At 46.1% G+C, this 13,582-nt stretch carries 13 protein-coding genes; 11 read left to right on the top strand and 2 right to left on the bottom strand.

From position 1 onward, the window contains the following. Positions 1-63 precede the first annotated feature (63 nt). Together pdxR and AC6CIF_RS06555 are read left to right on the top strand one after the other, a co-directional pair. On the top strand, positions 64-1,584 hold the full coding sequence (gene pdxR, locus AC6CIF_RS06560; protein WP_498198604.1) for a MocR-like pyridoxine biosynthesis transcription factor PdxR: 1,521 nt from the start codon (positions 64-66) through the stop codon (positions 1,582-1,584). A gap of 86 nt (positions 1,585-1,670) precedes the next feature. After that, on the top strand, positions 1,671-1,928 hold the full coding sequence (locus tag AC6CIF_RS06555) for a hypothetical protein (RefSeq protein ID WP_076211601.1): 258 nt from the start codon (positions 1,671-1,673) through the stop codon (positions 1,926-1,928). Positions 1,929-2,028: 100 nt separating this feature from the next. Here AC6CIF_RS06555 and AC6CIF_RS06550 read toward each other — a convergent pair whose 3' ends face one another. Continuing rightward, the gene (locus AC6CIF_RS06550; protein WP_498198602.1) at positions 2,029-3,903 is read right to left on the bottom strand and encodes a S8 family peptidase; all 1,875 of its coding nucleotides are present in this window, start codon (positions 3,901-3,903) and stop codon (positions 2,029-2,031) included. 283 nt (positions 3,904-4,186) lie between these two features. On the opposite strand from AC6CIF_RS06550, the gene AC6CIF_RS06545 reads away from it, so the two are divergent. The 6 genes from AC6CIF_RS06545 to thiI all read left to right on the top strand — a co-directional run bounded on the left by AC6CIF_RS06545 (position 4,187) and on the right by thiI (position 9,030). Next, the gene (locus AC6CIF_RS06545) at positions 4,187-4,693 is read left to right on the top strand and encodes a YpuI family protein (RefSeq protein ID WP_062835484.1); all 507 of its coding nucleotides are present in this window, start codon (positions 4,187-4,189) and stop codon (positions 4,691-4,693) included. Between the two features lie 167 nt (positions 4,694-4,860). Next, positions 4,861-5,079: a DUF1540 domain-containing protein gene (locus tag AC6CIF_RS06540; protein ID WP_076211597.1), complete on the top strand. Its 219-nt coding sequence runs from the start codon at positions 4,861-4,863 to the stop codon at positions 5,077-5,079. A 36-nt stretch (positions 5,080-5,115) separates the two neighbouring features. Then, positions 5,116-5,520, top strand: coding sequence for a hypothetical protein (locus AC6CIF_RS06535; RefSeq protein ID WP_498198601.1), 405 nt, complete (start codon positions 5,116-5,118; stop codon positions 5,518-5,520). Positions 5,521-5,709: 189 nt separating this feature from the next. Further along, positions 5,710-6,462 carry a lytic transglycosylase domain-containing protein gene (locus AC6CIF_RS06530; RefSeq protein ID WP_498198599.1) on the top strand — a complete coding sequence of 251 codons (753 nt, stop codon included), beginning with the start codon at positions 5,710-5,712 and terminating at the stop codon, positions 6,460-6,462. Between the two features lie 172 nt (positions 6,463-6,634). Continuing rightward, a complete protein-coding gene (locus AC6CIF_RS06525) occupies positions 6,635-7,783 on the top strand; it encodes a cysteine desulfurase family protein (protein WP_498198597.1) in 1,149 nt (382 codons plus the stop codon). 5 nt (positions 7,784-7,788) lie between these two features. Continuing rightward, positions 7,789-9,030, top strand: coding sequence for a tRNA uracil 4-sulfurtransferase ThiI (thiI, locus tag AC6CIF_RS06520; protein ID WP_498198731.1), 1,242 nt, complete (start codon positions 7,789-7,791; stop codon positions 9,028-9,030). A gap of 123 nt (positions 9,031-9,153) precedes the next feature. On the opposite strand, the gene AC6CIF_RS06515 is transcribed toward thiI, so the two are convergent. Further along, positions 9,154-9,864: a TerC family protein gene (locus tag AC6CIF_RS06515; RefSeq protein WP_076211589.1), complete on the bottom strand. Its 711-nt coding sequence runs from the start codon at positions 9,862-9,864 to the stop codon at positions 9,154-9,156. Between the two features lie 90 nt (positions 9,865-9,954). On the opposite strand from AC6CIF_RS06515, the gene AC6CIF_RS06510 reads away from it, so the two are divergent. The 3 genes from AC6CIF_RS06510 to typA all read left to right on the top strand — a co-directional run bounded on the left by AC6CIF_RS06510 (position 9,955) and on the right by typA (position 13,427). Then, entirely contained in the window at positions 9,955-10,614 is a 660-nt protein-coding gene (locus tag AC6CIF_RS06510) for a TerC family protein (RefSeq protein ID WP_091014030.1), read from the top strand. Between the two features lie 296 nt (positions 10,615-10,910). After that, a complete protein-coding gene (locus AC6CIF_RS06505; RefSeq protein WP_498198729.1) occupies positions 10,911-11,405 on the top strand; it encodes a hypothetical protein in 495 nt (164 codons plus the stop codon). Between the two features lie 177 nt (positions 11,406-11,582). Then, entirely contained in the window at positions 11,583-13,427 is a 1,845-nt protein-coding gene (gene typA / locus AC6CIF_RS06500; protein ID WP_036614992.1) for a translational GTPase TypA, read from the top strand. Positions 13,428-13,582: the final 155 nt, after the last annotated feature.

Below are 13,582 nucleotides of genomic sequence, written 5' to 3'. Positions count from 1 at the left end.
ACTATAATAGACGGACTACACTATAACAGTAAAATGAAGATCATAACAGTTGGGGGAGCACATATGCATATTGAATTAAAGCGGGGAAGCAGTACCAAATTGTACGTGCAGATTGCGCTAACGATTGCCGATCGCATCAGATCAGGACTCATTGAACCCGGAACCCGGCTTCCTTCTGTTCGTAAAATGACTGCGGATTTGGGTGTCAGCCTGGTCACTGTATCCAAAGCGTATGCTGAACTTGAAGCGATTCAATTGATCACCTGCTCCCAGGGGAAAGGTTGTTATGTGAGAGGTACATTGAACGTGGATCAGATGGAGGATGTGGACCGAACGCAGCGAAATAATGCCAACAGTGAATCCAGTACGTCATGGAATTGGCAGATGGCACTGGTAGATTATTTACCGCGAGCCCAGCTCTGGAGACATTTTGATACGTCACCTCAAGTACGGTATGAACTTCATATGTCAGCGATTCAGCCTGAACTGTTGCCTACACGCGAGATTATCGACAGCGCCTACCGACTCTCCTCTGATCATACAGAGCGTATGGCAGCTTACGGATCTTTTCAGGGGGATCGGGAGCTTAGACAGATCTTTGCCGAACATTTTGCCGAGCGTGGACTACAGGCTACACCTGAACGCATGTTAATTACAAGTGGTGCTCAGCAGGGGATCGATCTTGTGGCGCGAACTTTTGTCGGACCTGGGGATGTTGTATACATGGAGGCACCAAGCTATACCGGAGCCATTGATGTATTTACGAGTAGAGGCGCGAAGATCATTACGGTCCCGATGGATGACGAAGGCATGCGTATTGATCTGTTGACCCGATTATGTGATACCTATCCGCCCAAACTGATCTATACGATCCCGACCTATCACAATCCAACAGGGATCACGATGAGTGCAAGAAGACGGGCACAGCTTCTTAATCTGGCGCAAAGCTACCACTGCCTCATTCTGGAGGATGATCCTTTTGCTGATCTTTATTTTCGTGAGCCTCCTCCGGCGTCCATTAAATCGATGGATGGGACAGGTCATGTTGTATATATCAAAAGCTTCAGCAAGGTGCTCTCTCCCGGTTGCCGTATAGCCTGCGCCATCGCAGACGGAAGTGTATTGACCCGGCTTGTGGCCGCGAAATCTACGGCGGATCTGGGGAGTCCGCTGCTTACACAAAAGGCGCTGCAATCTTTCATTCAGAATCAGTATGGTGCCTATGTATCCCGATTGAGGGATGAATTGTATACTCGCTTGTGCGCAGCATCCGAAGTGCTGGAACAGCATGCTACTCCGGGTATGCAATGGCGCTTTCCAGAGGGAGGACTCAATCTGTGGCTCCAACTTCCGAGTAACCTGGATATGCGTGAGTTGCATCATCAGTCACTTGCTGCAGGGGTTTCTTTCCTCCCCGGTTCCGCCTGTTATGTAGGGGAGATGGATACACCAAGTCTGCGTATCTGTTTCACGGTAACAAACGTTGAGCTTTTGTGTGAAGGACTTCGTGTACTGTGCCAAGTCATTGACAGAGTAACACCTGGGCAGGGTGGGACAGTGGCGGACAGGCTACCGCTTATATAATTTTTCGGACTATGGACATACATCCAATCCACTTTCGATCTGCTGCAATAGGTTATAGTATCACCAGAAAGGGAGTTGGTTTTGAAATGAACCATTACTGTCCACCGCTTTGCCCGATTGTCTGTGACCCGATCCAGGTTGTTGAGGATTATTACATCCCACAAATCGTGCCTGTAATCCACCCGATTGAAGTGATCAAAAAACATCACTGTGTTCCGATTCATCACCACATGTATCCTGTTGTTGTCAAAGAAGAAGACCCTTGTTATGTATCCAGCCATAATCCGAAGAAAAAATCCGTAAAAAAATCAAGTAAAGCCCGCACATCTTCTCGCAAGCGCTAAGCGCAGCGGGTGCCCCGGGGAATTGGATATAAACCAAAAGAGCAGCGTACGCCCCGGGGCGCAGCTGCTTTTGTATTTTTACGGAGTAGATTTATTACGATTAAGGAGTATACTTTTTCATCGTATTATCCATTTGTTGTCTGACATGTTGCGGCCAGAACTGCAAAGGAGCGCTGTTGCCTGATGCGGCTTGCAGTGCCTTATAGACATCGATTTGGCCATAGCCGAAATACTTGTCGTGACCCGGATCACCGAGGTCAATAACACTTTGGCGCATCAAATCCATCACTTCCGTGTTGGTCAAGTCCGGGTTCAACGAACGGATCAAACCTGCAAGTGCGGCTACATGGGGGCTAGCCATGGACGTTCCAGACAAGGCCGCATACTGATTGTTTGGATAGGTACTGGCGATACTGGACCCTGGAGCCATCACATCTACATAATCCCCATAGTTGGAATAGGAAGCTTTGCTCATATCCGGGTCCGTAGCAGATACGGCAAATACTTCCGGATAAGCAGCAGGGTATCCTGGACGCTCTGTATTATCGTTCCCCGTGGCTGCAATCAGGACGATATCCCGGTCAAAAGCGTATTTAATGGCATCATGAAGAAATTGCGCATCAGCATAATTGCCCAGACTCATATTGATAACTTTGGCTCCATGATCGGCTGCCCAGATGATGCCTTCGGCAACGGCATACGTGGTACCAGAACCCGAGTTGTCGAGTACTTTAACCGGGAGCACCTTATTATACCAGCTCATGCCTGCCACGCCTTCGTTATTGTTGACAATAGCGCCGATAATGCCTGCGACGTGTGTCCCATGTCCCACATCATCCATCGGTTGGCTTCCCGGCTCGACCACATTATAACCCTCAAGGAGTTTGCCCTTCAGGTCAGGATGATTCATATCAACTCCCGTATCAACCACCGCAACGATGACATCTTTGTTTCCCTTGGTAATATTCCAACCTCTGTTTGTCTCAATCGCAGGCAGGTTCCACTGATAATCGGAGAACAAAATGTCGTTGGGTATCGTTACATCTGTTTGTTCAGTTACGGCTTCATTGGTTAAATACATATAGTGGGGCTCCATATAGAGTGGATTCCATTTGCTTTCGAAATAACTATGCAATTGCTTGTAACTCATGTGTTCTGACCGAAAAACATATGTGTATCCCAGCTTGCGCGCAGATTGCGCTCTCAGATCAGATTTAATGATACGCATGTCCCGTTCACCGGGATCCTGGCGAAAACGGATGACGATTTCATTTTCGTAAAAATGACTGGCATTGGCATTATCATGTCCGGTCTTCACTGTGATTTCGTTAAGCGTATCCGGGTGAACAGATTCAATTTTGAATTTGCCCTCACGCGGATAAGGGATCATGCGCAGATTTTTGCGCTGATGTTGTTCAACAGCATTTAATACGTTCTGGCTGAACAAAGCAATGACAGCTCTTTTCCCATCTTTGGAGGGTTGCCCCATAACAAAATATTTTTCTTTTCCCAAAGGAAAAGAAGAGGATTCAAAACTTTGACGTTTGTTTACCGCTTTTTTGGCAAGATTGAACGCATGTTGAAGCTTCTGTTGTTCCAACTTGCTTCCTTGTGTGGAGGCCTGATCAAAGGGTTTGTTAAAAGAGCCATTGGTATTCATGAGATGAATGGATCTGATATGTTCATGTGAACTTTGGAGATCATTCACATATCGGTTAACCTGCGCAACATTCATTGTAGCGGTTTTCTCCAGCATGATACTGAGATGTTGCTTGGCATCCATACGAGTCAGAAGATCGGTTGCTTTGACATCCTGCACTTTCAGACGCTGCTTACTCGTGTGCTCCTCATGAGCAGAGTCAGACAGGGCACCTGGCTTAGGTTCGGGACGATTGGATGTTGGAAGCAGAAGTGTCAGGGCGAGTGCTCCTGCACCAGCTGCAAGGGCCCAGTTAATCCATTTCGGTCTGGACATGGTGGATGGAACCTCCTTCGTTCATTTTGGACAATCATTAACAGTGCTTCGTCGTTGTCACTGGTTATATCTATCGTTAGAAAAAGTGGATATTTTTATGCAGGCGAGTTCGAGTCTGACTGCGTATAATAGGCAAGTTTAACGGCAGAAGCGGAAAGCATGATTAAGGGATACCGCTCGTCATCTTTTTATGGTAGGATTATAGCTGAGAATTCAAAGGTCAGGGGAAAACCACCGTTGGCCGACCTATATGTAAGGACTTATTTAAGGGGGAGCTACCTTTATGTCAGCAGCCAATGTACAGAAAACATGTGAGTCAACTAGGGAAAAGTTAAAACCGGCTATCGATCGGATTGAAAAATTTTTGAATGAGAATGCTTTGCCTGAACTGGATCAGAATCAGACGGAAGAATCAACAGCCTTCTACAAAGGATTTCTTTCAGATCTCCGTCATTTGCTCGTTTTTTCTGAAGTTTCTTACGAAAAACTTGGCGTTGTGCTGCGTCGTGCCAACTTTGATGTCGATTTTGCCGAAAAGGCTCTTTATAATACGTATCACCAATGCGTAAACAGCTTTTTCTATCCCAAAAATGAATGTTATTCCGAAGACGGAAGATACGCTTACACAGGACAAGATGCCATTCGTTTCCGTGACAAGCCAATCCGTGCAGTACGGGATGTCATTCTTGAGGTTTCCAAAACGTACGAAGAATTGCGCGATGATCTGGCATATTATGAAAGTGATTACCTGACTCAGCGCCGTATGCAAAATCAACGAAATCACGCCTAATGAACGTTTAAACCTGAATATGAAATTGGACGAAACCGCCCTTGTGGCGGTTTTTTTTGTGTTTTCAGTGAGGATCAGAACGGGGTTGATCATGTCATCATCTGGCATTTTGACGGGGGAATATCAGGTTTGTGGCGGGGAGACAATAGTAGTCGAGGTGATAAAAAATGAGCCAAGACAAACCAATTGTCAAATGCAGCGTCTCCAACTGCAACTTTTGGGGAGAGAACAACTTCTGCCAAGCTGATGCCATCATGATTGACATTGACCAACATGCCACCCGTCGTCTGCATGAGGAATTTGCCGGTGAGACATTTGACTCCGATCACCATGATCATGCACGCACATCCTCTGCAACATGCTGTCACACGTTCAAACCCAAGTGAGCAGTCATCCCTATTTCATAACGGAGGTGCTTCCAAATGGAAAATGACGATAATAAGTTTAATTTTAAAGATCGCCCTGAAACCAATGTTGAAGGTGAAAAAAAGCGTATGCGCGTCGATTATCCCAGAAAAACACATCGGGAAGAATACGGGGCAGAGGTTGCTCCTCCGACTGTCGTAAGAACCGAACGCTCAGAACCTGTACCAGAGAAACATGAGGCAGACCGTGTCATGGAGTCAACAGGCAAGGTCGCAGGTTATATGGGGCTGGCCTTTGGCATCGCGTCGTTGTTCATGTGGTCAATCGTACTTGGACCAGCGGCAGCCGTTCTGGGTTACTATGCGTATGTCAATGGTCGGAAAACAGCGGGAGCTTGGTCCATTGGACTCGGTATTGTAGCCACGCTGAGTTATTTTTTCATGATTCCATTTGCTCGCTAGAGTGTAAAATGTTCATTCAACAGCCTTCTGTTCTCACCCAAATGCGGTGAATTACAGAAGGTTTTTTTCGTATATGTGCAGGTTAGGTGGGAAGATTCATATATTTTTTTGAAAACAATGGAACCTTGCTGTAAAACCATGTAGAATAAGGTCATAATACGCTTAATTATACGGGAGTGGGTATAACTCATGCAGATTGATCCAAGCGGATCGCGGCAGTTGTTGGAACTGCAATTGTCCAATGTGAATAACCAAACTAGTGGATCACAATCGGATGCTGGTTCAACAGCGGATTTCGCCAATGTGATGGACGGGCTGTTAGGTACGGGTGCCAATTCAACGAGTAATACGGATTCCACCGCTACGGTCTCCAAAAGATCCAGTGATGGTTTGTTGTGGCTGCAACTCGGAAGCACGTACAATCCGGATATAAATACGGCAGGATCGTCCTCTGTCTCCAATAACATCGTTGGGTCTTTATTATCTTCATCCAATACAGGAATCGTGGATTCCGGTGCATCTGTACCTACGGATTATGAATCTTTGATTTCCGAGGCAAGTGCTAAATACGGTGTTCCTGAATCATTGATCAAGGCCGTCATTGACACAGAGTCCAATTTTAACCCAAATGTCGTTTCCTCCGCGGGTGCCAAAGGGCTTATGCAGTTAATGGATGGTACGGCTGCAGGGCTGGGTGTGAGTAATTCATTTGATCCTGCCCAGAACATTGATGCGGGTACGAAGTATCTTTCCCTTCAGCTCCAGCGTTTCGGTGGAGAAGTGAAGATGGCACTTGCTGCATATAATGCAGGACCGGGCCGTGTTTCACGTCTGGGCGTGTCTAGTGATAGCGAACTGATGAGTGTACTTAACCGTTTGCCTTCCGAAACACAGAATTATATCTCCAAGGTGGAGAAGGCACAGTCGAAATATGTGATCTAAACTCACAGATAGACAGTTGTGAAAACACATGATAGGCAGGATGAGATCAAATGTGGGAGCAGTAGGGCTTGAAACGCCTGTTCCCGGTTGGTCTTTTTGTGTTGTATGGGTATCGTGTTACAATGCTCACTGTAGGTTCATGAACGAAGAGATAAGGGAGGTCTAACCTCATTTGAAATATTTTGATTATGCTGCAACCACACCTCCCCATCCTGATGTGATTCGTACGATGGCCGAAATTATGGAGACACAATTTGGTAATCCTTCCTCCATCCATGGGTATGGAGAGCGTGCCGATCAGTTGCTGCGTCGTGCTCGATCTGGATGTGCTGCGGCAATTGGCGTTAAGCCTGAAGAGATTGTATTTACTTCCGGTGCGACAGAGAGTAATAATCTTGCGATAAAAGGTGCGGCATTACGTTATCAGTCACGAGGCAGACATATCATCACTACGGCTACCGAGCATGCCTCGGTGTACGAAAGTTTTATGCAATTGCAGCAGTGGGGATGGAATGTGACGTTTATTTCTGTCAATTCCGCTGGTGTGGTGAATGCTCAGCAGGTTGTAGACGCGATCAGGCCCGACACGGTGCTTGTGAGTCTGATGCATGTAAACAATGAGACAGGAGCCATCCATCCGATTGCAGAAATTGGCAAACAGCTCAAAAAGAAAGCACCACGCGTGCTTTTCCATGTGGATGGTGTTCAGGGTTTTGGGAAAATGGAGGCGACACCTGCCGCTTGGGGTGCAGATCTGTATAGTCTGTCTGCTCACAAGATTCGTGGACCGAAGGGAGCAGGTCTCCTGTATGTGCGAAGTGGAGTGGAGCTTACGCCACTAATGTCAGGGGGATCACAGGAGCAGGGCCTAAGAGCAGGCACAGAAAACGTGGCCTTGCTGGTAGGCATGGCAAAGGCCATGCGAATGGCAGCAGAAGATCAGGTTGATTTTGCCCGGCGTACAACGGTGCTCCGTGATCGGTTGATGGACACGATACGTGACATTCCTGAATTTGAATTGAACAGTCGCACAGAGGGTGCACCTCATATTGTGCACTTCTCCTATCCCGGGATGAAGGCAGAAGTGGCGCTGCACACTTTGGAGCAACTTGGCGTAACCATATCGACTCAATCTGCCTGTTCTTCGCGTTCGGCTGAACCGAGTCGGGCTCTACTTGCGATGGGCAGAGATGCAGCTTGTGCTGGTGGCGGATTGCGTATTAGTCTTGGAGATGAACATACAGAAGAAGATGTAGCCTTGCTTGAGCGGGCTTTACATCAGATGGTGGCGCAGTTGCGGCCCCTCGAAAGGCGGATGTAATGGATATGAAATATGATATGCTGCTTCTCCGTTTCGGAGAGTTTATGTTAAAAGGGAAAAATCGTGCCCGATTTGAGAAAACGATCATTACACAGGTGAAAGCTTTGCTTAAACCTTATCCAGGAGCGAGCCTTCGCAAAGAATATGGCCGTGTCTATGTGGATCTTGGCGGTGAATCACATACTGAACTGATTAAGGTGCTGAAGCGGGTATTCGGTGTGATGTCGATTAGTCCGGTTAAAGTTACTCCATCCGAGCTTGATGAGATTGTGAAAACAGCAGTCGCGTTTATGGACGAAAGGGAAGATGAATTCAAAGAAGGCACCACATTTAAGGTAAATGTAAGGCGGGTATGGAAAGAGTTCCCGAGCTCTTCCCATGAAATGAATCATCTGGTCGGTTCCCCTATCCTTCGGAAGTTTCAGCAATTAAGTGTTGATGTTCGTCAACCTGATATTGAACTGCGAGTGGAAATTCGGGATCAGGGTACCTATATTTTCAACGAAACCATTCCGGCAGTAGGTGGGTTTCCGCTGGGCACGAATGGAAAAGCGATGGTACTGCTATCAGGTGGAATAGACAGCCCGGTGGCAGCCTGGTCTTCCATGCGCCGTGGACTTGAAGTGGAATGTGTACATTTTTACAGTTACCCGTTCACAAGCGAGCGCGCCAAAGAGAAAGTCATTGATTTGGCCCGTGCCCTTGCTGATCATGCAGGAACAATCAAGCTGCATCTGGTTCCATTTACGGAGATCCAAACGGCATTTACCCAGCTGGGTCAGGATAATCTGATTATTACGCTGATGCGACGTTCAATGCTGCGAATTGCATCCAAACTTGCCGAGCGTGAGCGGGCATTAGCACTGATCACCGGGGATAGCCTGGGCCAAGTAGCGAGTCAGACTCTTCCGAGTATGAATGTCATTGGTCGTGCGACGGATCTGCCACTGTTGCGACCACTGGTTATGATGGATAAACAGGAGATCATTACCCTGTCCAAACAGATCGGAACGTATGACATATCTATTTTGCCATATGAGGATTGCTGTACTCTCTTTGTGCCAAAGTCACCTTCAACCAATCCAAATCTTCGGATTGTGGATAAAATTGAATCAACAATGAGCCATCTGTCAGAATGGGTAGATCAAGCGGTGGAACAAACTGAAACGATCACACTGCATGCCGGTGAAACTTCTGTGGTAACGAATCCAACAGGAGACAATGGCATGAAGGATGACTGGTTCTAAACTCAATAAAAATTAGCATGGCTGACATAATAAGGGCTATGTTAACTGCAAAAAAAGGACTGTCCGATGAAATATCGTTCAGTCCTTTGCTGTATTCAGATGAAATTTTTAGTTTAAATTAGCCTACGAATAGGAGCGCTGCTGTTCCCCGCCAGATCCCTTGTGGCTGGAACTGCTGGAGCGTTTGCGATAACCTGCAAAGACTACGCCTGCAATAACCACAACGATGAAGAGAATGCGCAATGCCGGATGTTCAGTAAAGTAAGGCAAGAGTCGCTGTTCCTCCGTGATCATATTGGAAGCCGTATACCCGAGAACAATGGCTCCGACATAGATGATCCAAGGAAAATGATTAATTAGTTTGATAAACAGGGTACTGCCCCAGACGATAATAGGTACACTAATCAGGAGTCCAAGGATGACAAGCACGAGATGCTGCTGCGCTGCTCCAGCAACTGCGATCACGTTATCTAATCCCATGGCTGCATCCGCGATCACGATGGTACGAATGGCGGTCCACAAGGAAGTTCCCGCCTGGACCTCATTATGTTCATCTCCCTGATCCGCCAATAATTTATAGGCAATCCAGATCAGAAGTATGCCTCCCACAAGCAAGAGCCACGGAACTTTAAGCAACCATAAAACAACAACTGTTGCTAAAATTCGAATCAAAAGTGCGCCGCCAGTTCCATATAGAATCGCCTTTTTCTGCACGGAAGGGTGCAAATTTCGAGCTGCGAGACCAATGACGATGGCATTATCTCCAGCCAGAATTAGATCAATAAAGACAACGTTCAGCAAAGCCAGCCAGAATGTGGGACTAAATAGCTCCATGAGATATGTCACTCCTTATATACGCTTCTTCAATCATTAAGAATAGCATGGACAACTCCGACATACAAGTTAATGTGGGGGGATGAGGACATGGATACACTATGGCTTTTAACTGAAATTTTAATGATCAATCTGGTATTGAGTGGAGATAATGCAGTTGTTATTGCGCTTGCCAGCAAGGATCTGCCACCAATACAACGCAAAAAAGCGGTATGGTGGGGAGCTTTTGGTGCGGTGCTGCTGCGTTGTGTATTAACCTTTGTAGCGGTATTGTTGCTGGGAATTCCTTTTATCCAAGCAGCAGGTGGGCTGTTGCTACTCTGGATTGCAGTAAAGCTGCTACTTCAAAATGATGATGAGGTACATATTCGAGAAGCTTCTACGACCTGGAAAGCCATTCAAACCATTCTGATTGCCGATTTTGTAATGAGTCTGGATAATGTTTTGGCCATAGCGGCTTTGGCGGATGGAGATTTGGCTTTGATCGTCATTGGTATTGCAATCAGTATCCCCATCGTCGTATGGGGGAGCGGGTTAATTGTTGGTTTGTTAAAGCGATTTCCGATTCTTGTATTCGTCGGATCAGGCATTCTGGCCTTCACAGCAGGTGAGATGGTGATGAAAGACCCCAAGTTAGGAGAATGGCTGGGAGGTATGGCATCAGAGGTGCATACGCTGCTTCCCGTAGCAATGGCTTGTCTTGTGGTTGCAATTGGAGGCGCACATAAATTTGTGCGTAAGAACGCATAGTGTAATTTTTATTAAAAGTTTGAACATATGACCGTCTGAACCGTCGGGTTTAGGCGGTTTTTTGTTGGGATAATACACTTTGAATACAACAACCAATGGACTGTCATAAGTTGCACATTTTAGGGTAATACAGGTAAAGAACTCACGCAAAGTGCGACATAAAGTATAGTTTTTTGCCGAAACATCGGATACACTAGTAGCAGGATTACAGGTTTGGAAAATCAACAGTCAACATGGAATGCGTATCGCTTATGAAGAAATAAAGTACATAGCCATAGTATAAGAGGTGATTGATGATGAGGATGAGAAATGAAAAAGCGATTGGACTATTTATTGTAGCTGCGGGAATTATTATTCTGCTTGGCAAGTTTGGCGTGTTCGGATTTATTGGTCGCAATTTCTGGCCTTTGCTGATCCTGCTGCCAGGCATCGCAATTCATGCGTTATATTATGCGCGTATTTCACCATCGTGGTCACTCGTTCCTGCCGGCATACTAACGGTGTATGGTGTTTTATTCAGTATAACGAATACATGGGGCGCTGGACTTATGAGCAGGCTGTGGCCAGCATTCTTGCTTGGGATCGCCGTAGGGTTACTCGAATATGGAATGGCTGAGCGGCGAAGACCGGAATATGTGTTACCTGCAGCTTTGATCCTTGGTGCGCTGTCCATCATATTCTTCGGATTTACCTTGCTGCAAACGGGAATAATCTATGTACTTGCTGTCCTTTTGATCTTGGGCGGAGTCTGGTTATTACTTGGACGAGGACGTCAAGGGAGAGGCGGGTAACATTCCCAGTGGTCTTCTCGTGCGAAATATCTTGATTTTTACCTATAATAAACTATAATATAAGGGATATAGACATGCGTCGGGATATCACCGACGCTTATTTTGTGAGTAACCTGCGAAATTGCGGGAAGTTTAAGTAGATATGATTTGAAATTGGAAAGGATATGGATACAAAACATGCATTCAAGAGAACACATTCGCAATATTGCGATTATTGCCCACGTCGACCACGGAAAAACAACACTCGTTGACAAGTTGCTCCAGCAATCCGGTACTTACCGAGATCACGAAACGGTACAGGAGCGCGTAATGGACTCCAACGATTTGGAGCGTGAACGCGGTATTACGATTTTGGCCAAAAACACGGCTATAACTTATAAAGATTACCTGATTAATATTGTGGATACACCAGGACACGCCGACTTCGGTGGTGAAGTTGAACGTATCATGAAAATGGTTGACGGTGTATTGCTCGTTGTTGATGCTTATGAAGGCTGTATGCCACAAACGAAGTTTGTACTTCGTAAAGCACTTGAGCATAACCTGACACCAATCGTTGTTGTAAACAAAATTGACCGTCCAGCGGCTCGTCCGACTGAGGTTATTGATGAAGTATTGGACCTGTTCATTGAACTGGGTGCCAACGATCAACAACTCGAATTCCCTGTTGTATATGCTTCCGCATTGAACGGAACATCCAGCATGGATAATGATCCTGCCAAACAAGATGACAACATGATGGCGATCTACAATACCATCGTTAGTCATATCCCACACCCTACCGAAAATGTTGAAGAGCCACTTCAATTCCTCGTTACTTTGATGGACTACAATGAATACCTTGGCCGTATTGCCATTGGTCGTGTTAACCGCGGTGTGATCCGTCAAGGACAATCGGTAACGGTTATTATGCGTGATGGTAAGAGCAAAACTGCACGTATCGAGAAACTGTTTGGTTTCCAAGGTCTCAAACGTATTGAGACGGAAGAAGCAGGAGCAGGCGACATCGTTGCCATTGCAGGGATCAAGGACATCAACATTGGTGAAACCATTGCCGACCCTAACAACCCGGAAGCTTTGCCAGTTCTGAAAATTGATGAGCCAACACTGCAAATGACGTTCCTCGTGAACAACAGTCCATTCGCAGGTCGTGAAGGTAAATGGGTAACTTCTCGTAAACTTCGTGAGCGTTTGTTGAAAGAGTTGGAAACAGATGTTTCCCTTCGTGTTGACGAAACGGATAGCCCTGATGCATTTATCGTTTCCGGACGTGGTGAGCTTCACTTGGGTATCCTGATTGAAAATATGCGTCGTGAAGGATATGAGCTTCAAGTATCCAAACCAGAAGTTATCGTAAGAGAAGTTGACGGTAAGAAAATGGAACCTGTTGAGCGCTTGTTGATTGATATCCCTGAAGAGAGCATGGGTTCCGTAATGGAGAGCCTGGGCGCACGTAAAGCAGAGATGGTTAACATGGTTAACACAGGTAGTGGTCAAGTTCGTCTGGAGTTCCTGATTCCAGCACGTGGTTTGATCGGATATAGCACCAACTTCCTGACATTGACTCGTGGTTATGGTGTAATGAACCATGCATTTGACAGCTACGCTCCAGTAGTATCCGGTCAAGTGGGTGGACGTCACCAAGGCGTGTTGATCTCAACTGAAACGGGTACATCTACGTTCTATGGCATGATGGGCGTTGAGGATCGCGGTACGCTCTTCTTGGAGCCGGGTACTGAAATCTACGAAGGTATGATTGTTGGTGAACATACACGTGACAATGATATCGTTGTTAACATCTGCAAAGAAAAACAACTGACTAACGTTCGTTCTTCCGGTAAAGATGATACGGTTAAAATTAAAACTCCGATTATCTTCTCATTGGAACAGGCGCTTGAATATCTGAATGAAGATGAATATTGTGAGATTACACCAAAATCTATTCGTCTTCGTAAAAAGATCCTGAACAAATCCGAGCGTGAGCGTGCAGAAAAACAACGCAAAATGGCTTCTAAAGCCTAATAACAACAAAATAAACTATATAAGTTAGCATTTGATGGGCCCGGCAAGTAACGAGAGGGTTGTACAGCTAAAGTAGTGTAGGGATCAGAATCGATTCTGAAGAAGCGAAGCGTTCGCCTTTATCCCCGGATTTTACCATTGAAAAATGGATCAAA

The organism is Paenibacillus sp. GQ49, from assembly GCF_059759055.1.
This window is presented reverse-complemented; position numbering and strand designations above follow the sequence as displayed.

What these genes read in the sequence shown, in the direction of transcription:
- AC6CIF_RS06555 (WP_076211601.1), top strand. Translation starts at nt 1,671, where the DNA reads ATGAACCATTACTGTCCACCGCTTTGCCCGATTGTCTGTGACCCGATC.
- AC6CIF_RS06545 (WP_062835484.1), top strand. Translation starts at nt 4,187, where the DNA reads ATGTCAGCAGCCAATGTACAGAAAACATGTGAGTCAACTAGGGAAAAG.
- pdxR (WP_498198604.1), top strand. Translation starts at nt 64, where the DNA reads ATGCATATTGAATTAAAGCGGGGAAGCAGTACCAAATTGTACGTGCAG.
- typA (WP_036614992.1), top strand. Translation starts at nt 11,583, where the DNA reads ATGCATTCAAGAGAACACATTCGCAATATTGCGATTATTGCCCACGTC.
- AC6CIF_RS06505 (WP_498198729.1), top strand. Translation starts at nt 10,911, where the DNA reads ATGAGGATGAGAAATGAAAAAGCGATTGGACTATTTATTGTAGCTGCG.
- AC6CIF_RS06515 (WP_076211589.1), bottom strand. Translation starts at nt 9,864, where the DNA reads ATGGAGCTATTTAGTCCCACATTCTGGCTGGCTTTGCTGAACGTTGTC.
- AC6CIF_RS06535 (WP_498198601.1), top strand. Translation starts at nt 5,116, where the DNA reads ATGGAAAATGACGATAATAAGTTTAATTTTAAAGATCGCCCTGAAACC.
- AC6CIF_RS06510 (WP_091014030.1), top strand. Translation starts at nt 9,955, where the DNA reads ATGGATACACTATGGCTTTTAACTGAAATTTTAATGATCAATCTGGTA.
- AC6CIF_RS06530 (WP_498198599.1), top strand. Translation starts at nt 5,710, where the DNA reads ATGCAGATTGATCCAAGCGGATCGCGGCAGTTGTTGGAACTGCAATTG.
- AC6CIF_RS06540 (WP_076211597.1), top strand. Translation starts at nt 4,861, where the DNA reads ATGAGCCAAGACAAACCAATTGTCAAATGCAGCGTCTCCAACTGCAAC.
- thiI (WP_498198731.1), top strand. Translation starts at nt 7,789, where the DNA reads ATGAAATATGATATGCTGCTTCTCCGTTTCGGAGAGTTTATGTTAAAA.
- AC6CIF_RS06550 (WP_498198602.1), bottom strand. Translation starts at nt 3,903, where the DNA reads ATGTCCAGACCGAAATGGATTAACTGGGCCCTTGCAGCTGGTGCAGGA.